The sequence below is a fragment of the Sphingomonas sp. HMP9 genome, assembly GCF_013374115.1.
GTDB lineage: Bacteria > Pseudomonadota > Alphaproteobacteria > Sphingomonadales > Sphingomonadaceae > Sphingomonas.
This window is the reverse complement of record NZ_AP022673.1, coordinates 1,639,031-1,656,879: the sequence shown is the minus strand read 5'-3', so window position 1 is coordinate 1,656,879 and position 17,849 is coordinate 1,639,031. Positions and strand designations below refer to the sequence as shown.

Below are 17,849 nucleotides of genomic sequence, written 5' to 3'. Positions count from 1 at the left end.
AGCCCTCTTTGATCGGCAGACGTCAGCCTTCCCGACTTACCGCGATACGGCACGCGAACTGCGTCCAACGGCGCGGTTCCGCACCGCGACGTCGGCGCTAGCAACCATGCGTCGTCAACCGGTGATGAGATGCAGCGTACGGGTGGCGGGTGCGATGGTCACGCCGCGGCCCCAGTCGAAGGCGAAGAAATCCTGTTCGACGCCGTCGGCGAAGATCACCCCGCCGTCGTTCATCCGCGACGTCACCGCGAGCGGCTGGCCCGCGAGCTTGCCGGCACGCAGCGAGGTCGCGGTCGCCACGCTGGGGAAGGGTTCGCGCACGAAAAAGCCGACCGCGCGCTCCTGCGGATCGAGCGGGAGCGCGGCATGCGTCGCCTCCATGATCGAGCGTGCCCAGCCCGTGGCGCCCGTCCCCGACGCGACGATCAGCCCGCTCGACGAGTGATCCTCGGCGCGGTCGCCGCACGTGATCCGGTAGCGCGCCGACTGGTGGCTGCGATGACCGACGAACACCTCGTTCAGCGCGAGCAGCCGCTCGCCGGTATCCAGCCGCGCTTCGACCATCGTCCGCTGCTCGGCCGGTGCCGCACCCGCGACGCACGCAGGCAACAGCGCGGATAGGCGGGCGAGCGGCACGCGCACCAAAACGCCATCGTACAGATCGGGGGCGGGGTTGAGGCCGACCACGGGCTGCCCATCGAGATATTTCGCAACGTTGGCGACCAGGCCGTCCTGCCCGACGGCGACGATCACGTCCTCGGGTCCGAACAGGAACCGGTCGAGGTCGGCACGTGCCACACTTGCCTGGCGCCAGTCGTCGGGGACGCGCGAGCGGGCTTGGTGCAACGTGGCGTGGAAGCGCCGGTGCCGATCCTCGATCACGTCGATGTCCTGGCCGCGCGTTTCGAGAAAGAACTTTGCCTGCCCGCGCGTCGCATGCCGCGCGAGCAGAAGGTCATAGTCGGTCTCGCGCGTGACGAAGACCGCGCGGGGCGCGTTGGTCGCCATCAGCGGGGCAGCGCAGTCGGGGCAGCCGCGGCACTCCGGAATTCCCCGAGAACGGTCGCCAGCAGGTCGGGCGTGATGTTCAGATGCTCGATCGTATCCAGCTTGCCCGCGAGTTCGCGCGCGGCAAGCCCGAGCATCACGCCGGGCGGCAGGTCGCGGTAGATCGTCATCCGCGCCTGTTCCGCTTCCGCCTTGGCACTCTCGACCGTGCGAATACGCTCGGCTTCCGCCCCCGCCTCGACCTGCTGCGCCTCGGCGAGGCCGGTTGCGCGGTTGCGGGCGTTCTCGGCCTCTTGCGTGATGAGCAGCATCTCGCGGCGAGCGAGTTCGGTGCGGTTGGCAAGCTCGTTCTCTGCGATCGCGCGCTCCTTCTCGACCGCGAGCGCGCGGCGTTCGAACGTCGCCTGGTCGGCCTTTTGCTGCAGCGCCTCGAACGTCGGGGTCTGGAGCGCGCGTTCCAGTTCGCTCGATGGCGCAAGGTTGGTCAGGCGGACCGCGGTAACCGCGATGCCGATTTCGTTCAGCGCCGGATCGGTGGCAAGCGCCGCCTCGAGCTGATGGCGCAGCGGCTCGGGACCGGCGTCGAGCAGCGCGCGCACCGAGCCCTGCGCGAGATATTGCAGCGCTGCCTGGTTGACGAGCCCGGCGAGGCGGGTTTCGATCCGCTGGATCGGCTCGCTCTTATAGGCTCCGGTGAGCAGTCCGAGGCTGAAGTCGACGCGCGAGGCGAGCAGTTCGGGGTCGGCGACGTGCCAGGTCAGCGTGCCCTGGATCGCCACGCTCTGGAAATCCTGGCTGCGGCCCTTGACGAACACCGCCATTTCGCGGTCGTCCATCGGCAGTTCGGCGATGCTCGCGGTCTCCGGGCGGAACCAGAAGACCAGCCCGCGGCCGCTCTGCCGGACCTTGCCGCTGCGGTAGCGGATGACGTGGTTGCTCGCATCGCTGCGCAATTGTGCGAGGAAACCGAGGTTCTTGATCGAAGCCATGATGGTTACTCCTGTATCGAATGGTGGCGGAAGAGTTCGGCCGGGCGGAACGAGGCGCCGGTCTCGCGTTCGCCGGTCGCGACCAGCGTGTTCGTGGCGAGCATTCGGCGGCGGAAGGCGGGCTTGTTGAGCGACCGCCCCAGGATCGCCTCGTGGACGTCCTGCAACGCACGCAGCGTGAAGCGCGCGGGCAGCAGCGCGAAGGCGACGTTTGAATAATCCAGCTTCCCGCGCAGTCGCAGCATCGCGAGCCCCAGCATGTCGGCATGGTCGAATGCCAGCGGCAGCGCGTCGCCGTCCTGCGACCGTGCGCCGACCGGGCCACCGGTCTCGCCGGACCACGGGACGATCAGTTCGGCCAGCGACAGATCGGGCGCGGCCTTCAGCGCGGCGGAGAAGCGCGCAGGGGGGAGCAACGCGAAATACGCGACGCTGACGACCCGGGTGCGCGGGTCGCGTTCGACTGCGCCAAACGTGTAGAGCTGCTCGACATACGCGTCCGCCATCCGCACCTTGTCGGCGAGCACGCGATGGGCGGCGGCATCCAGACTCTCGTCGATCCCGACGAAACCACCGGGCAGCGACCATGCGCCAAGGCATGGATGCTCGGAACGCTGCATCAGCAAGGCCGCCGGCTTTCCATCGACGACGCTGGTCAGGATCAGATCGACTGCGACCGACGGGCGCTCGTACCGATGCGGATCATATCCATCGAGGAATTCCGTCTCGTTCATCTGACACCCATATATCCTATGTGCATATTACTAATGCGCCATATGGATATATGTCAAGCGCTACCGCCTTCAGCTCCGCTGACAGCGGGCGGCAGGAGGCGTAGATCGGGGAAGACGAACCGGGATAGGGTCGCGAGAGCCGGTCTAATATCTAACGAGGTACAGTGATGTGACGATACTCGCGGCGATCATGCTGGCGCAGGCTCCATCTCTTTTCTCTGGTGCGGACCCGATCGAAATCATCAATATCTGCACCGCCAACAGCGATCTCGACGGTAAGGTTCGTGCTGAGACGTTGCGTTCGGAGTCGAGGAGACGGGGCTGGAGCAAATCGGAAGACGATATGCTGATCAAAATATGCAAATCATCCGAGGACGGTGCGAGGGAGGCTCGCGACTATATCAAGAAGCGCGAGAATCGGAAAAGGATAGGTCGTCGTAGAGCGGGCGTGACGATCTGCGGACCCACACTGTCGACTAGCCTGTGGTCTTGGGTCTGATGAGTCAGTTGCTGTTGAACGCCCAGCGCAATGTTTTCGCCATCTGTCGCGTACCGGACCGAATGACGGGCTTCATGAGTATCGGCGACGCGCTCAGGCCATGCATCCGGCGTGCCCAGTCCGGGAGAAGGTCTACCGCCGCCTGCACGGCGATCCGTTGAAGCGGTATTGCCAGAGGGCTGTTCGGTGCCTGATCGAGCACCAGCCGCGCGACCTCGCGCGTGCGACCGTTCGCTACCAGCGCCGGCTGCATCGCACGGAGCGCATGATGCGTGCCCGCGCGGTTCCGGGGGAGAGAGTCGGCACCCAGTGCGGCGCCGATGTTCGCAAACTCGGCATAATACAGATCCTCCTGCGCCCGCGTAAGTCGACGATCCCCGTATTGCTGCCAAGCGGCCAGGAAGGACCATGCCTCGGATACGTGGACCCAGGCCAATAATGCGGGGTCGTCGGCACGGTAGCGCGTTCCGTCGGGAAGCGCGCCGCCGATGTGCGCGTGGACTGCGCGGACTCGCGTTATGGCCGCCTCGGCTTCCGTGCGCTCGCCATAGGTGGTCGCCGCGATAAATCGGACGGTGCGGCGCAGCCGACCGAGCATATCGGTCCGGAAGTTCGAATGGTCCCAAACCCCAGCGAGGACCGCAGGATGCAGCATCTGGAGCAGCAGCGCGGACACGCCGCCTACCATCATGCTGACCACGTCGCCATGCACGCGCCAGATCATGGAATCGGGCAGGAACAGTGCATGATCGCTTCGCTTCACGGGCTCCTCGCCGCGTGCCTGATCGTTAAACAGCGTCTGGACCTGCCGAACGATGCCGATCTTGGTCTGGTCGCGGATCGATGACAGGTCGTGGTTCATGCCATGCCGAACGCCCGAGCCCGTATTTAGCAACGGCCGATAGATCATCGAAATGCTGGGGTTGGGCGATCGAACAGGGACGTCTCGCCGTCGGCATCGTGCGACCGCTTCGATGGCGTTGCATGTCTCAACTGCGTGTGCCCAAACACCGGCGGCAAACTAGTCGCATATATGGAAGTGAGCAGTAACCACCAGAAAGCCACTAACGGCTGATTTCCGCCATTGGTGACCCCTACGGGAATCGAACCCGTGCTTCAGCCGTGAAAGGGCCGCGTCCTAACCGCTAGACGAAGGGGCCTGCGTGGTTGGAGGCGCCTAAAAGGAAGCCGCTGATGCGTCAACCCCTCAATCGGCCCAGGCGGCATCTTCGACGTGTAATTCTGCCGAAGGGCGCGAGGACCAGTCGTCGATCTTCGCGCGGCCGGCCAACCAGAGTTTGCGATGCGGCGCAGCGCCCAGGAGCGCTTGGCCTAGTGCGGATTCGGCGGCGCGGAAGGCCATCGCCTTGATGCTGCGGCCGTCGTCGCCCGCGACGATCGTGCGGACGTGGCCGTTGCCGACGATATCCGCCTTGATGACGCGCACCGGACCCATCGCGACGCGCGGAGCGGGCCAACCCATGCCGTACGGGCCACCGGCCTCCATCGATTCGACGAGGCCGGGGTTGACCCCGCCCGCCGCGAAGACTGCGTCGAGCAGCAGCGCGCGGTCGCCATTGGAGCGCTCCACGGCGGCGGCGAGGCGTTCTTCGAGGAAGTCGGTGAAGGCGGGGATCGCCGCCTCGCTGATCGTCAGGCCCGCGGCCATCGCGTGGCCGCCGCCGGCGACGAGCAGGCCGTGTTCGCGTGCCGCCATCACCGCGGCGCCGAGGTCGACCCCGGGGATCGAGCGACCCGAGCCCTTGCCGATGCCGTTCTCGTCGATCGCGATGACGATCGCGGGGCAGCCGAGCTTTTCCTTGAGCCGTCCGGCAACGATGCCGATGACGCCGGGGTGCCAGCCATGGCCGGCGACGACCGCGACGGCGCGGTCGCGGCTGGCGAGCAGGTCTGCGGCCTCCTGCACCGCGGTCTCGATCGCGCGACGTTCCTCGTTGAGGCGGTCGAGCTCGGTGGCGATCGTGCGCGCTTCGTCGGGGTCCTGCGTGGTGAGCAGGCGGACGCCGAGGTCGGCGCGCCCGACGCGGCCGCCGGCGTTGATGCGGGGCCCGAGCGCAAAGCCGAGATCGGTGCAGGTCGGGTTGCGCGTGAGCCGCGACGCCTCGATCAGCGCGGCGACGCCGATATTCTTGCGCGCGCCCATGACTTTCAGGCCCTGCGCCACGAACGCGCGGTTGAGCCCGCGCAGCTGCGCGACGTCGGCGACGGTGCCGAGCGCGACGATGTCGAGCAGGTCGATCAGCTTGGGCTCGGCGCGGTCCTTGAAGAAACCGCGGTTGCGCAGTGTGCGGACGAGTGCGGCGGCGGCGAGGAAGCACATGCCCACCGCTGCGAGATGGCCGTGCGCGGCGCCCTCGGTCTCGTCGAGGCGGTTCGGGTTCACCAGCGCCAGCGCGTGCGGCAGCGCGGTCGAGCATTTGTGGTGGTCGATGACGATCACGTCGACGTTTGCGTCGCGCGCGGCGTCGAGCGCGTCGAATGCCTGCGCGCCGCAATCGACCGTGACGATCAGCGAGGCGCCCTCTGCGGCGAGCCGGACGAGCGCTTCGCCCGACGGGCCATAGCCCTCGAGCAGGCGGTCGGGGATGTAGGGGCGTGCTTCGACGCCGAGATCGCGCAGGACCAGGACCATCAGCGCGGCGGAGGTGGCGCCGTCGACGTCATAGTCGCCGAAGATCGCGACCTGTTCTTGCGCCTGCACCGCATCGGCGAGCCGCTCGGCGGCGCGGTCCATGTCGCGGAAGATCGAGGGGTCGGGCATGAACGCGCGGATCGAGGGGGTGCGGTGCGCGTCGAGCGCGTCGCGGGGGCAGCCGCGCGCGAGCAGAAGCGTGGTGACGAGGTCGTCGCCGGTAAAGCCGTCCCGCCCGTCCGCCGCGAGCGCGCGCCAGCGCCAGGGTTGGCCGAGGATCGAAGAGGTTACGCCGAGAACTGTCATGGCGTGGAGGTAGTGGCTGCGGGGGGATTGTCGAGCGGGGAGCACGTGCCGAGGCCAATCACGTCCGTCATGCCGGGGGCGTTCCGAGTACAAGCTGCCCTTCCATACGCCGTCTCGATACGCTGCGTTGCAGCTACTCGACGGCTACTCAGGACGAACGGGGGTGGGGACGGGGACGGGGGCGGCGGCGGGGACGAGGCGATGTAGCGGAAGGGGACGGGGTCGCGGAAGGGGCAGTCCCCAAACCCCGTTCGTGCTGAGTAGCGACCGAGTAGCTTCGTAGAAGCGTATCGAGGGCGCGTATCGAAGCAGGGTTCCATGCGCCTGCCTGTCCGTCGATACGCCGTCTCGATACGCTGCGTTGCAGCTACTCGACGGCTACTCGGGACGAACGGGGGTAGGGGCGCGAGCGGAGCGGGTACGGAAGCGGGCGTGTCTAGCGGGGCCACGGAGGCGCTGGCGCGATCCTCCCCCGCCAGGGGGGGTGGCAGGCGTCAGCCTGACGGAGGGGCGGTTGGCGATCACCGCTGTGCCGTGTCCGCCCCCTCCGTCGCCTTTGGCGTCACCTCCCCTGGCGGGGGAGGATCGGGAGGGCGCTCACTTGATCCAGGGGCGCTCGCGGAACCACTTCGTAACGATGTACTTCACGCCCTCCATGACCGGCATGCCCTCGTGCAGCGTCAGGCCGTTGGGCGTCCCATCCGTGTTCATGTTGTTCCACGCCAGCAGCATGCCGCGCTTCGGCGCGATCTTGATGCCCGCCTGTGGAAACCAGGTCGCGCCGCCTTCGGGAACGTCGTTGAGGAACACCATCGCGGTCCAGGTGCGCTGGCCGCCTTGCTCCTGCATCTTGGCCCAATAACTTTCGGACTCGTGGAAATAGTCATGATGCGCGCGGAATTGCTGGCCGGGGGCGTAGCGCTGTCCCTGCATCGTCTCGCCGTGGAGCAGGTCGATTCCGAGCAACGTCGCGATCGCCTCGTCGGTCGGCTGCACCTCGGGGGACCAGCGATCCATGTCGCAGCTTTCGCTGGTCCGGAAATTGCTGTTCGGTCGATCCGACAGCAAGGTCGACGGGCGCCGCTTCGAATCGATCACCCCGATCAGCTGCTTGCAGGTCTTGGGATCGAGGAAGTCGGCCTGGTAATAGAATTGGACCGTCGCCATCGCGATGCGCTGCACCGCCGGGTTGGCGTCGAGCCGGGCGGCAACCTGCGATCCGGCGGTCTGGCGGAGCGCCATGGCCGGATCGACCTTCTTGGCTTTTGAAAAGATACCCACGCCGCAGGATTTGGCGAACTCGACCCGAAACGCAAGGGGCCGCACGCATCCTCCCCCGCACGGGGGAGATGTCGCCGAAGGTGCCGGAGGGGGCGCAACACACGTGTCGCTTACCGCCGCCTCCGTCAGGCTGGCGCCTGCCACCCCCCCTGGCGGGGGAGGATCGTTTTTGGTGGCCGGCGCTTACCAGAAGATGTCGTACACCGTGTCGACCACGCGGCCGCTGTCGAGATCGACCAGCAACGCGTCGTTGTAATAGCGCACCCAGCGATACGGGCCGTACGCCTCTGGCAGGCGATAGGTGTACGGGTCCTGGATCCAGTAATTCTGGTTGTACAGGATGCTGTTCAGCGAAAAGCCCACGCCGAAGCGACGATAGCCCGACCCCCAGCCGCTCGGCGCATAGTAGCGCGGGAGGCGATAGGCGCCTCGGTTCGACGCGCGGTAGTTGCTCCAGGCGTAGCGGTTGTCGTTGCGCCAGCCGCGGTTCCAAGCGCCGCTCTGGTTGTAGCGCCCCTGGTTGTAGCCACCGCGGCCATAGCCCTGGACGTTGCCGTACGCGCGGTTGGGCTGGCGGTTCTGGTAGCCGTCGCGACCGCCGTTGCGCCAGTCGCCGCGGTTGTCGGGCCGAGCGTCTGGCCGCCCGTCATTGCGTCCGCCATTGCGCCAGTCACCGCGTCCGTCGCGATCGAACTGGCCGCGATCCGCCTGCTGGTTGCCGCGATCGAAGCCGGGACGACCCGGGCCGCGATTCCCGTCGCCGCGATCCTGAACGGCTTGCGGGCCGGGGCGGTTCTGCCCATTCCAGACTTGGCCGTTCCAGCCCTGGCCATTGCCACGCTGCCCGTTCCAGTCGGGGCGGCCGCGACCATCCGGGCGATCGCCGCGGACCTGTGCCTGAACGCCGAGATCGGCGCGTTGCGGGCGCTGTGCCTGGAACTGGCCTTGGGGCTGGCCCTGGTTGGGGGCGGCCGGGCGATCGGGCCGCTGCTGCTGGAAGGGCTGGCCGTCCGGGCGCGGTCCACGGTCGCCGCGTTCAGGGCGCTGGCTACGATCCTGGCGCGGACCATCGTTGCCACGGTCACCACGATCGCCGCGGTCCTGGTCGACCTGTTGCGCATTGGCAGCGGTCGCGATCGTCGTGGCCGGTACCAGGGCCGACGCTGCCATCAAGAGTTTGAGTAACTTGCCCGTCATCGCCGTCGTCCTCGACTGCCGGCGCACGAGCCGGCTCCTATGATGTGTCGGGTCTAGGCGCTGCGGGGTGTTGGGAGGCTGAATGGGTTCGTCAGCGATTAGACAGGTTGGGTTGGGATACCTGGCACCTGTCGAAACATATCCACCCCGGCGAAGGCCGGGGTCCAACTGGGGATGATAGGTAACGAAGCGCACGATTCGTTACTGCGGACGTTCCGATTGGGCCCCGGCCTTCGCCGGGGTGGTGCTCCACCAACTGTGGCCGATATCCTGATGCCAGCCCGTGTACTGACATTGGCCGGCCGTGCCGAAATCGCGGACCGCACGTCTCGCTGCTCCATGTTCTCCCGCGAAGGCGGGAGCCTAGACTGGACTCCCGCCTTCGCAGGAGAACATGCTTTTGTTAGCTCGCAGGCACGCGTTACCGCGCCGGCGGCGGGACCAGCGCGGGTACCAGTCGCGCGGAATCAGCGGGATCGATCCCCGGCCTCGGCCCCGCGGGGATGACCTCTTCCCCGCGCACCGCCCGCCCGGCGCGCTGGACCGCCTCGACCACCCGCGGATACACCCCGCACCGGCACAAATTGGTGATCTGCGCGCGGATCGCATCCTCGCTCGGATTCGCATTGCGCGCCAGCAACGCCGCGGCTGCCATGACCATGCCGGGGATGCAGAACCCGCATTGCGGGACGGCCTCGGCGATGAAGGCGAGCTGCACCGGATGATTGCGCTCGCGCGACAGTCCCTCGATCGTCGTGACGTAGGTCCCCTCGATCGAGCCGATCGGCACGCGGCAACTGCGCGCAGCGCGCCCGTCGATATCGACCGTGCACGCGCCGCACTGCCCGGTGCCGCAGCCATATTTCGTCCCCGTCAGGTTCGACGCATCGCGCAGCGCCCACAGCAGCGGCGTGTCGGGATCGAGCTTATATTCGATCGGTTCGTCGTTGACGGTGAAGCGGCTCATGCCGGCCGTCCTAGCCCGCGGCGCGGGATCGCACCACGCGGCATTGCCACGCGTCGCCACCCCGGCTTATGTCGCGCGCAATAATACCGCGAGAGGGCGCTACACGATGCACGTCGATACCAAATCCACCGCAGCAGCCGGCGGCGATGCCAGCCACGGCTATGACGCGCCCGACCTGCGCGTGTTCGTGTTCGCGCTGTTCTTCATCTTCGGGGGCATCACCTCGCTGAACGACATCATCATTCCGAAGATGAAGGAGCTGTTCACGCTCGACCATGCGACCGCGATGCTGGTCCAGTCGGCGTTCTTCCTCGCCTATGCGCTGTTCTCGATCCCCGCCGCGGCGATCGTGCGGAAAGCCGGCTATATGCGCACCGCGTCGATCGGCCTGGTGACGATGACCGCGGGCTGCCTGTTGTTCATTCCCGCGGCCGGGCAGGCGAGCTTCGGCATGTTCCTGTTCGCGCTGTTCGTGCTCGGCGCCGGTATCACCGTGGTGCAGGTGGTCGCGAACCCGCTGATTTCCGCGCTCGGCCATCCCAAGTCCGCGTCGAGCCGGCTGACGTTCGCGCAGGCGTTCAATTCGCTCGGCACGACGATCTTCCCGTATGTCGGCTCTGCGCTGATCCTCGGCGGGCTCGCGACGGTCGACTCGTCCAAGCTCACCGGTGCCGCACTCGACGCGTATCGCAGCGAATCGTCGAGCACCGTGGTGCACACCTATATCGGCCTCGCGATCGCGCTGCTGATCGTCGCGGCGGTCGTATGGACCAGGCGGAACCGGCTCAACGAGGAGCAGGACCAGACCGGCAGCATCTTCCACGCCTTCACGTTGCTCAAGCGCCCGCGCTTCGCGCTGGGGGCGGCGTGCATCTTCCTGTACGTCGGTGCCGAAGTCGCGGTCGGCTCGCTGATCGTGAACTATCTGATGCAGCCGAGCGTCATGGGCCTGAGCGACGTCGCGGCGGGCAAGCATGTGCCGTTCTACTGGGGCGGCGCGCTGGTCGGCCGGTTCATCGGCGCGTATGTGCTGAACAAGGTTTCGCCGGGCAAGGTGCTCGCGGGCGTCGCGACGGGGACGCTGGCGCTGATCCTGATCTCGGCGAACACCGAGGGCGCGCTCTCGGGCTGGGCGCTGCTGGCGATCGGTCTGATGAACGCGGTGATGTTCCCGACGATCTTCTCGCTTGCGTCCGAAGGTCTCGGCAAGCGCGCGGCCGAAGGGTCGGGCGTCATCGCGACCGCGATCGTCGGTGGCGCGATCATCCCGTATCTGACGGGTATGCTCGCGGACAAGTCGGGCAGCCTGCACTTCGCGCTGCTGCTCCCGGCGATCTGCTACGCGCTGATCCTGGCTTATGGGGTGTATGCGCGGAAGCCGGTGGTTGAGGCCATCGCCTGAACCCATTCGTCATCCTGGGCTCGACCCAGGATCCAGAGCCACGACCGCTAGCGTATGTGGCTCTGGATCCTGACTTTCGTCAGGATGACGGGTGTTTTGGCAGCATCGGCGCCGCGCGCCCGGTCGCGAGATCGGCGTCGGAGAAGCGGATCGGCGTGCGGAGCCCGGGCACCATCGACCCGTCCGGGCGCGCCACGTCGATCGCCATTCCGCGCGCGATCACCTGCGGATCGTCGAACGCCTGCGCGACGGTGTTGATCGGCCCGGCTGGCACGCCGACCGCCCCCAGCTGCGCGAGCAACGCGAGCTTCGGCACCTGTGACGTCGCCGCCTCGATGCCAGCGAACAAGATGTCCTTGAAGGCGAGCCGTCCGGCATTGGTTGCGAACCGCGGGTCGTCGCGCATCTCCGGCAGCTCCAACGCGTCGCAGAAGCGGCGGAACTGGCCGTCGTTGCCGACCGCTAGGATGAACCATCCATCGCTCGTCGGGAAGACGGCGTAGGGGCACACGTTCATATGCCCATTGCCGACCCGCGTCGGCGAGACGCCGCTGGCGAACCAGTTCATCGCCTGGTTGGCCAGCACGCCGGTCATCGTGTCGAGCAGCGCCATGTCGATCTGTTGTCCGCGGCCGGTGCGTTCGCGCATAGCGAGTGCGGCCTGAATCGCGATTACCGAATACAGCCCGGTCATAATGTCGGCGAAGGCGACGCCGATCTTTTGCGGTGCGCCGTCGGGCTCGCCGGTCAGGTCCATGATCCCGCTCATGCCCTGGACGATGAAGTCGTAGCCCGCGCGGGGGGCATAGGGGCCGTCCTGGCCGAAGCCGGTGATCGAGCAATAGACGAGGCGCGGGTTGATCGCCGAAAGCGTAGCGTATTCGAGCCCGTATTTGGCGAGCCCGCCGACCTTGAAATTTTCGATGACGACATCGGCGTCGGCGATCAGGTCGCGGACGACGGCCTGGCCTTCGGGGGTGGTGAAGTCGGCGACGACCGAGCGCTTCCCGCGGTTGGCGGCGTGGAAATAGGCGGCGTCGCGTGACCCGTCGGGGTTGTCGATGAACGGGGGGCCCCAGCTGCGCGTGTCGTCGCCGGCGGGGCTCTCGATCTTGACGACGTCGGCGCCGAGATCGGCGAGGACCTGCCCCGCCCACGGCCCGGCGAGGATGCGCGCGAGTTCGACGATTTTCAGGCCGGCGAGGGGGGTGGGTTTGGTTTCTACGTTCACACTACCACCCCGGCGAAGGCCGGGGCCCAATTGGAAAGGTCGGCGTAACGATACGCAGCATCAGCCAACGCACGTATCCCAATTGGGCCCCGGCCTTCGCCGGGGTGGGAAGCAAGCACGTGACCTATCACTAGAACGCCGCGATACCCGTGATCGCGCGGCCGAGGATCAGCGCGTGGACGTCGTGCGCGCCCTCGTAAGTGTTGACCGTCTCGAGGTTCATCATGTGACGCATCACCTGATACTCGCCCGAGATGCCGTTGCCGCCGTGCATGTCGCGGCTCATCCGGGCGATATCGAGCGCCTTGCCGACATTGTTGCGCTTGACGATCGAGACCATCTCGGGCGCGAACCGGCCTTCGTCCATCAGGCGACCGACGCGCAACGACGCCTGCAGCCCGAGCGCGATCTCGGTTTCCATGTCGGCCAGCTTCTTTTGGTAGAGCTGGCGTCCGGCGAGCGGCGTGCCGAACTGGTTGCGATCGAGGCCGTACTGCCGCGCGGCATGGAAACAGAACTCGGCCGCGCCGAGCGCACCCCACGAAATCCCGTAGCGCGCACGGTTGAGGCAGCCGAACGGCCCCTTCAAGCCCTGCACGTCGGGCAGCAACGCGTCGTCGCCGACCTCGACCTCGTCCATCATGATCATGCCGGTGATCGACGCGCGGAGCGACAGCTTGCCCTCGATCTTGGGTGTCTCCAGCCCCTTCATGCCGCGTTCGAGGATGAAGCCGCGGATGCCGCCGCCATGCTCGTCGGACTTCGCCCAGATCACGAACACGTCGGCGATCGGCGAGTTCGAGATCCACGTCTTGGCGCCCGAGATAACATAGCCATTGGCCGTCTTCTTCGCGCGCGTCGTCATGCCGCCCGGATCGGAGCCCGCGTCGGGCTCGGTCAGCCCGAAACAGCCGATCCACTCGCCCGTCGCGAGCTTGGGCAGATATTTCTTCTTCTGCTCCTCGGAGCCGAACGCGTTGATCGGGTACATGACGAGGCTCGATTGCACCGACATCATCGAGCGATAGCCGGAGTCGATCCGCTCCACCTCGCGCGCGACCAGACCATAAGCGACATAGGACGCACCGACGCCGCCATATTCCTCAGGGATCGTCGGCCCGAGCAGGCCGAGTTCGCCCATCTCGCGGAAAATCGCGGGATCGGTATGCTCGTGCTGGAACGCGTCGATGATCCGCGGCGCGAGTTTGTCGTCTGCATACGCCTTCGCGGTGTCGCGGATCATCCGCTCGTCCTCGCTCAACTGATCGTCGAGCAGGAACGGATCCGCCCAGTCGAACTTGCCCATCCCGGCCATCGTCATCTCCTTCGTTGACCGCCGACTTCGTGTCTCGGCAAGCGAAAGTCCACCCCTGACGAACGGTTTACGCGTCGATCAGCGTCAGCACCGCGATCGTCACATGCTCCCGCTCGCCGATCGTCTCGACGCGATCGACCACGAGATCGGCGACGATGTGCCCGCGCATGGCAAACTCCGCATCGGGAAGGCTTTCGATCCAGCCTCGAAGACCGGGTACGGGAACCGCCGCAATCGTCAGCCGGTGCAGCGTGCCGACGAAGGTCGCGCTCGCCCAGGGCGTGCACGCGATCGATTCGACGTGCATCGTCAGCTCTGCCGCAATCGCATGGCCGCGAAGTGCACGGACCAGCATCGTTCCCGCATCGGGGCCGCGGAGCGCGTCCATCCTCACGACCCGTGCCGTTCGATGAAGGTCTCGATCCGCGCCACCATCGGCGCGCGCGGCTGGCGGCCGAGTCGGAGGTCGTGGACCAGTCGCGGATCGCCGACCGCCAACCGGCCGAACTTGGACGTCGGCATGCCGGTCAGCCGCAGATATCGATCGATCTTGATGAGAACGGACATGGTCGCTCCTTCCTGTCACTTGGCCCGAGTCCTTGCCCGAGTCTCGGCCTGTGTTCTCGATCTGTTCCTGGAAATCCTACTTGTCTAGGAAAATTCCTACGCTAGGGTTCGGTCGTGGCTAGAACCGTGTCCGATCCCGATCCAAGAACCGCGCTCGCGACGCTTGCGGCAGCGCGTGGCGACAGTCTCGCGGCGTTGTCGACGATGCTCGGGCGCAACGCGGCGTATCTCCAGCAATATGTCCGCCGCGGATCGCCGCGCATACTTGGCGAACGCGACCGGCGATTGCTGTCGCAATATCTGGGTGTGAGCGAGGCAATGCTGGGCGCGCCCACTGACGGACCGACAGGGTTCCGCATCCAAAGGCTCGCTGTCGCGGCATCGGCCGGCCCCGGCGCGCTGGTCGATGGCGAGATCGTGCTCGGCACCGACACGCTCGATCCCGGCCTCGCGCGGACGCTCGGATTGAAGGACGGGCAGGCGGCGATCATCCGCGTCCGTGGCAGTTCGATGGAGCCGGGACTATTCGACGGCGATCATATCGTAGTCGACACCGCGGACCGCACGCCGCGCGCGAAGGGCGGCGTGTACGTCATCCGGATCGACGATGCGGTGATGGTGAAGCGGGTGGCGCTCGTGCGGGGAGCGTTCGTTGCGACGAGCGACAACCCCGACGCGGCAGTCGTGCCGGACGGAGCAATCGCGGTCATTGGCAGGGTAGTCTGGCAGATGCGCGAACCGCGCTGAGGGGGGGCTCCCCCGTTCCGTTCTCCCGCGAAAGCGGACGCCCAAGTTTACAGGCGATCACGTCCGTGGTCCTGGGCCCCCGCTTTCGCGGGGAGCCGATGGTCAGCGTCCCTGCAACTTGCTCAGAATGGTCATCGACTGCTCCGAGCCAGACTGCGGAACGATCTCGCCGGCGCGGTCGATGATCGCCTCCCAGTTCGCCGCGACGCCTTCGACGGAAAGGTCTTCGCCGGTCAGCAGCATGCCTTGCGTCAGGGTCACGTACGCCGCCTGGAACACACCCGCGCCGGCACCGACGATCATGTTGGTGGGCGCGTCCTCCGATACGAGGAATACCGCCGCCGGCGCGACCTTGTCCGGCGAAAAGGCCTTGAACGCTTCCTCGGGGAAGATGTCCTGCGTCATCCGCGTACCCGCGGTCGGCGCGATCGTATTGACCTTGATGTTGTTCTTCGCGCCCTCGATCGCGAGCGTCTTGGTCAGGCCGGCAAGGCCGAGCTTGGCCGCGCCGTAATTCGCCTGGCCGAAATTGCCGTAAAGACCGGTCGACGACGCGGTCATCAGGATGCGGCCGTAATTCTGCGCGCGCATGGTGTCCCATACCGCCTTGGTGGCGTTGGCCGAGCCGTTGAGGTGGACGTCGACGACGAACTTGAAGTCGGCGGGTTCCATCTTGGCGAAGCTCTTGTCGCGCAGGACGCCGGCATTGTTGATCAGGATATGGACGCCGCCCCATTTCTCCGACGCCTTTGCAACCATCTCGACCATCTGGTCATAGTCGGTGACGCTGCCGCCGTTCGACATCGCGTCGCCGCCGGCCGCCTCGATTTCCTCGACGACTTTCAGGGCAGCGTCCGAATGGCCGGTGCCGTCACGCGAGCCGCCGAGATCGTTGACGACCACCTTTGCGCCACGCCGGGCGAGTTCGAGCGCATATTCGCGACCGAGACCGCCGCCTGCGCCGGTGACGATCGCCACCTTGTCGTCAAAGCGAATGGACCCAGAGTTTCCGGACATGGAAAAGGCGCTCCTCTCTTATAGTTGGAGCGCCTTTCCTAGAACGTAAAGCTGGCCGTGCAAGCGGCGGATGGTCCGCCGCCTGCATGGATGTCAGTTACTTGCCGCCGCGGTTGCGGCAGCCGTCCTTGACCGTCTTCGAGCACACCGGATACTCGGCCGGTGCCGGCGTCGGCGGGGTCACGGTCGGCTGACCGAACGTCACGCCACCGGCAGGCGCCGGAGCGGCCATGGGTGCTGCAGGGGCTGCTGCCGGATCGGCCGGGGCTGCCATTGCGGGATCGGCCGGTGCTGCGGCATCCGCCGGCGGCGCCTGCATCGCGGGATCGGCCGGCGCGGTCTGCGCGGCGGGGTCTGCCGGCGGCGTGGTCTGAGCGATCACGGGCGACGCGAGAAGAGCGGCGGCGGCGAGAAGTATGGACTTCATGGAAATCTCCTAAATGGGTGCACCATTTTGGTAGCGCGACGTCTGAACGCACTAAGTCGCGCTTGGGTCCTTCGTTTCGCATCCGATTCCATTCGCCCCACCGCGGGACAGAGTCCTTATCCCCCCGTATCGAGTGAATAGCCTGCCGAACGGACGGTGCGGATAATGTCCGGGCGCTCGCCGACATTGATCGCCTTGCGCAGGCGGCGGATGTGCACGTCGACGGTGCGGCTTTCGATGTCGCTGTCATGGCCCCACACCGCATCGAGCAGCCGCTCGCGCGAGAACACCCAGCCGGGATGCTCGAGGAAATGCTTGAGCAAACGGAACTCGGTCGGTCCGAGCGAGACGACTTCGCCCGAGCGGCGGACCTTGTGGCCGACCGTGTCCATCTCGATGTCCGCATAGCTCAGCGCTTCGCCGGCGAGCGCGGGGCGGACGCGGCGCAGGACCGCGCCGACTCGGGCGACGAGTTCGCGGGGCGAGAAGGGTTTTGTCACGTAATCGTCGGCGCCGGTCTCGAGCCCGCGGACGCGGTCTTCTTCCTCACCGCGCGCGGTGAGCATGATGATCGGCACGTTCTGCGTCTCGGGCGCGCGGCGCAGGCGGCGGCACACCTCGATCCCCGACAGCCCCTCGACCATCCAGTCGAGCAGGACGATGTCGGGCACCTTCTCCTTGGCGAGCAGGAGTGCTTCCTCGCCATCCGGCGTGTGCGCGATCTCGAAATCTTCGCGCTTGAAATGCCAGACCAGCAGTTCGGCGAGGGCGGCATCGTCCTCGACCAGCAGCATCTTTGCGCGTGCCATTATGCCTGCTCCTTCTTTATGCCGCGTTCGCGATCGACCATCTGCGTGCCGGTCGCGGCGAAATACACCATCTCCGCGACATTGGTCGCGTGATCGCCGATCCGCTCGAGGTTCTTGGCGACGAACAGCAGATGCGCGACCTGCCCGATCGTCCGGGGGTTCTCGACCATGTAGGTGACGAGCGTGCGGAAGATGCTGTCGTAGAAATCGTCGAGCGCGTTGTCGCATTCGACCACGCGGACGGCTTCCTCGGGGTCGCGTGCGGCGAACGCGTCGAGCACGTCGTGGACCATCTCGCTCGCCATCCGGCCCATTGCCGGCAGGATCGAGATCGGTTCGATCCGGTGCTCGCTCTCGATCATCGGCACGCGCTTGGCGATGTTCTTGGCGTAGTCACCGATCCGCTCGACGACGCCCGCGATCTTGAGCGCGGCGACCACTTCGCGCAGGTCGACCGCCATCGGCGCGCGCAACGCGATGATCCGCACCGCGAGCCGCTCGACCTCGGCTTCGATCATGTCGATCTGCTTGTCGGCGGCGCGCACCTGTTCGGCGAGCGCAATGTCGTTGCGTTGCAGCGCCTGCATCGCCTTGTCGATCGCGTCCTCGGCGAGCCCGCCCATCTGCGAGATCAACCCGCGGAGCTCGCCGATATCGTTGTCGAAGGCCTTGACCGTATGCGTGTTCATGCGTGGTCCTC

General features: G+C 66.5%; 19 protein-coding genes and 1 tRNA gene. 3 read left to right on the top strand and 17 right to left on the bottom strand.

Going from position 1 to position 17,849, the window contains the following annotated elements; translation table 11 throughout:
* Positions 1–114 precede the first annotated feature (114 nt).
* Genes HMP09_RS07410 through HMP09_RS07400 form a run of 3 tightly spaced genes read right to left on the bottom strand, consistent with a single transcriptional unit; the run spans position 115 to position 2,731 of the window.
* Positions 115–1,008: an NAD(+)/NADH kinase gene (locus HMP09_RS07410; protein WP_176499838.1), complete on the bottom strand. Its 894-nt coding sequence runs from the start codon at positions 1,006–1,008 to the stop codon at positions 115–117.
* Entirely contained in the window at positions 1,008–1,997 is a 990-nt protein-coding gene (locus HMP09_RS07405; RefSeq protein ID WP_176499837.1) for an SPFH domain-containing protein, read from the bottom strand. The genes HMP09_RS07410 and HMP09_RS07405 overlap by 1 nt, the downstream gene beginning before the upstream one ends.
* Positions 1,998–2,002: 5 nt before the next feature.
* Positions 2,003–2,731 carry an NUDIX hydrolase gene (locus HMP09_RS07400; RefSeq protein WP_176499836.1) on the bottom strand — a complete coding sequence of 243 codons (729 nt, stop codon included), beginning with the start codon at positions 2,729–2,731 and terminating at the stop codon, positions 2,003–2,005.
* Between the two features lie 169 nt (positions 2,732–2,900).
* On the opposite strand from HMP09_RS07400, the gene HMP09_RS07395 reads away from it, so the two are divergent.
* Positions 2,901–3,230, top strand: a complete 330-nt coding sequence (locus HMP09_RS07395; protein ID WP_176499835.1) for a hypothetical protein — start codon at positions 2,901–2,903, stop codon at positions 3,228–3,230.
* Positions 3,231–3,234: 4 nt separating this feature from the next.
* On the opposite strand, the gene HMP09_RS07390 is transcribed toward HMP09_RS07395, so the two are convergent.
* The 6 genes from HMP09_RS07390 to HMP09_RS07365 form a co-directional block, all read right to left on the bottom strand.
* Positions 3,235–4,092: an oxygenase MpaB family protein gene (locus HMP09_RS07390; RefSeq protein WP_176499834.1), complete on the bottom strand. Its 858-nt coding sequence runs from the start codon at positions 4,090–4,092 to the stop codon at positions 3,235–3,237.
* A 223-nt stretch (positions 4,093–4,315) separates the two neighbouring features.
* A tRNA-Glu gene (locus HMP09_RS07385) sits at positions 4,316–4,390 on the bottom strand.
* Positions 4,391–4,437: 47 nt separating this feature from the next.
* On the bottom strand, positions 4,438–6,189 hold the full coding sequence (gene recJ / locus HMP09_RS07380) for a single-stranded-DNA-specific exonuclease RecJ (protein ID WP_176499833.1): 1,752 nt from the start codon (positions 6,187–6,189) through the stop codon (positions 4,438–4,440).
* Between the two features lie 597 nt (positions 6,190–6,786).
* Positions 6,787–7,470 (bottom strand): prolyl hydroxylase family protein, encoded by a 684-nt coding sequence (locus HMP09_RS07375; RefSeq protein WP_232090756.1) that lies wholly within the window; start codon positions 7,468–7,470, stop codon positions 6,787–6,789.
* A 183-nt stretch (positions 7,471–7,653) separates the two neighbouring features.
* Positions 7,654–8,667, bottom strand: a complete 1,014-nt coding sequence (locus tag HMP09_RS07370) for an RcnB family protein (protein WP_176499832.1) — start codon at positions 8,665–8,667, stop codon at positions 7,654–7,656.
* 421 nt (positions 8,668–9,088) lie between these two features.
* On the bottom strand, positions 9,089–9,634 hold the full coding sequence (locus HMP09_RS07365; protein WP_176499831.1) for a (2Fe-2S)-binding protein: 546 nt from the start codon (positions 9,632–9,634) through the stop codon (positions 9,089–9,091).
* A gap of 106 nt (positions 9,635–9,740) precedes the next feature.
* Here HMP09_RS07365 and HMP09_RS07360 point away from each other — a divergent pair, with 106 nt between their 5' ends.
* Positions 9,741–11,036, top strand: a complete 1,296-nt coding sequence (locus HMP09_RS07360) for a sugar MFS transporter (protein WP_176501628.1) — start codon at positions 9,741–9,743, stop codon at positions 11,034–11,036.
* Positions 11,037–11,115: 79 nt separating this feature from the next.
* Here HMP09_RS07360 and HMP09_RS07355 read toward each other — a convergent pair whose 3' ends face one another.
* From HMP09_RS07355 to HMP09_RS07340, 4 genes are all read right to left on the bottom strand, one after another.
* The gene (locus HMP09_RS07355) at positions 11,116–12,267 is read right to left on the bottom strand and encodes a CaiB/BaiF CoA transferase family protein (protein WP_176499830.1); all 1,152 of its coding nucleotides are present in this window, start codon (positions 12,265–12,267) and stop codon (positions 11,116–11,118) included.
* 130 nt (positions 12,268–12,397) lie between these two features.
* Entirely contained in the window at positions 12,398–13,582 is a 1,185-nt protein-coding gene (locus HMP09_RS07350) for an acyl-CoA dehydrogenase (RefSeq protein ID WP_176499829.1), read from the bottom strand.
* 67 nt (positions 13,583–13,649) lie between these two features.
* Positions 13,650–13,970, bottom strand: coding sequence for a hypothetical protein (locus HMP09_RS07345; protein WP_176499828.1), 321 nt, complete (start codon positions 13,968–13,970; stop codon positions 13,650–13,652).
* A 2-nt stretch (positions 13,971–13,972) separates the two neighbouring features.
* Entirely contained in the window at positions 13,973–14,149 is a 177-nt protein-coding gene (locus HMP09_RS07340) for a hypothetical protein (protein ID WP_176499827.1), read from the bottom strand.
* A gap of 114 nt (positions 14,150–14,263) precedes the next feature.
* Between HMP09_RS07340 and HMP09_RS07335 the strand changes: the two genes are divergently transcribed.
* Positions 14,264–14,896 (top strand): S24 family peptidase, encoded by a 633-nt coding sequence (locus HMP09_RS07335; RefSeq protein WP_232090753.1) that lies wholly within the window; start codon positions 14,264–14,266, stop codon positions 14,894–14,896.
* 102 nt (positions 14,897–14,998) lie between these two features.
* Here HMP09_RS07335 and HMP09_RS07330 read toward each other — a convergent pair whose 3' ends face one another.
* The 4 genes from HMP09_RS07330 to phoU all read right to left on the bottom strand — a co-directional run bounded on the left by HMP09_RS07330 (position 14,999) and on the right by phoU (position 17,838).
* Positions 14,999–15,913, bottom strand: coding sequence for an SDR family NAD(P)-dependent oxidoreductase (locus HMP09_RS07330; protein ID WP_176499826.1), 915 nt, complete (start codon positions 15,911–15,913; stop codon positions 14,999–15,001).
* Positions 15,914–16,010: 97 nt separating this feature from the next.
* Positions 16,011–16,340 (bottom strand): hypothetical protein, encoded by a 330-nt coding sequence (locus tag HMP09_RS07325; RefSeq protein ID WP_176499825.1) that lies wholly within the window; start codon positions 16,338–16,340, stop codon positions 16,011–16,013.
* Between the two features lie 116 nt (positions 16,341–16,456).
* Complete coding sequence (phoB, locus tag HMP09_RS07320) at positions 16,457–17,149, bottom strand: phosphate regulon transcriptional regulator PhoB (RefSeq protein WP_055873047.1); 693 nt, start codon at positions 17,147–17,149, stop codon at positions 16,457–16,459.
* Positions 17,149–17,838: a phosphate signaling complex protein PhoU gene (gene phoU / locus HMP09_RS07315; protein ID WP_176499824.1), complete on the bottom strand. Its 690-nt coding sequence runs from the start codon at positions 17,836–17,838 to the stop codon at positions 17,149–17,151. Before phoU ends, phoB begins: the two co-directional genes overlap by 1 nt.
* Positions 17,839–17,849 lie beyond the last annotated feature (11 nt).

What these genes read in the sequence shown, in the direction of transcription:
- HMP09_RS07345 (WP_176499828.1), bottom strand. Translation starts at nt 13,970, where the DNA reads ATGGACGCGCTCCGCGGCCCCGATGCGGGAACGATGCTGGTCCGTGCA.
- HMP09_RS07350 (WP_176499829.1), bottom strand. Translation starts at nt 13,582, where the DNA reads ATGGCCGGGATGGGCAAGTTCGACTGGGCGGATCCGTTCCTGCTCGAC.
- HMP09_RS07400 (WP_176499836.1), bottom strand. Translation starts at nt 2,731, where the DNA reads ATGAACGAGACGGAATTCCTCGATGGATATGATCCGCATCGGTACGAG.
- HMP09_RS07340 (WP_176499827.1), bottom strand. Translation starts at nt 14,149, where the DNA reads ATGTCCGTTCTCATCAAGATCGATCGATATCTGCGGCTGACCGGCATG.
- recJ (WP_176499833.1), bottom strand. Translation starts at nt 6,189, where the DNA reads ATGACAGTTCTCGGCGTAACCTCTTCGATCCTCGGCCAACCCTGGCGC.
- phoU (WP_176499824.1), bottom strand. Translation starts at nt 17,838, where the DNA reads ATGAACACGCATACGGTCAAGGCCTTCGACAACGATATCGGCGAGCTC.
- HMP09_RS07405 (WP_176499837.1), bottom strand. Translation starts at nt 1,997, where the DNA reads ATGGCTTCGATCAAGAACCTCGGTTTCCTCGCACAATTGCGCAGCGAT.
- phoB (WP_055873047.1), bottom strand. Translation starts at nt 17,149, where the DNA reads ATGGCACGCGCAAAGATGCTGCTGGTCGAGGACGATGCCGCCCTCGCC.
- HMP09_RS07330 (WP_176499826.1), bottom strand. Translation starts at nt 15,913, where the DNA reads ATGTCCGGAAACTCTGGGTCCATTCGCTTTGACGACAAGGTGGCGATC.
- HMP09_RS07325 (WP_176499825.1), bottom strand. Translation starts at nt 16,340, where the DNA reads ATGAAGTCCATACTTCTCGCCGCCGCCGCTCTTCTCGCGTCGCCCGTG.
- HMP09_RS07410 (WP_176499838.1), bottom strand. Translation starts at nt 1,008, where the DNA reads ATGGCGACCAACGCGCCCCGCGCGGTCTTCGTCACGCGCGAGACCGAC.
- HMP09_RS07365 (WP_176499831.1), bottom strand. Translation starts at nt 9,634, where the DNA reads ATGAGCCGCTTCACCGTCAACGACGAACCGATCGAATATAAGCTCGAT.
- HMP09_RS07360 (WP_176501628.1), top strand. Translation starts at nt 9,741, where the DNA reads ATGCACGTCGATACCAAATCCACCGCAGCAGCCGGCGGCGATGCCAGC.
- HMP09_RS07390 (WP_176499834.1), bottom strand. Translation starts at nt 4,092, where the DNA reads ATGAACCACGACCTGTCATCGATCCGCGACCAGACCAAGATCGGCATC.
- HMP09_RS07370 (WP_176499832.1), bottom strand. Translation starts at nt 8,667, where the DNA reads ATGACGGGCAAGTTACTCAAACTCTTGATGGCAGCGTCGGCCCTGGTA.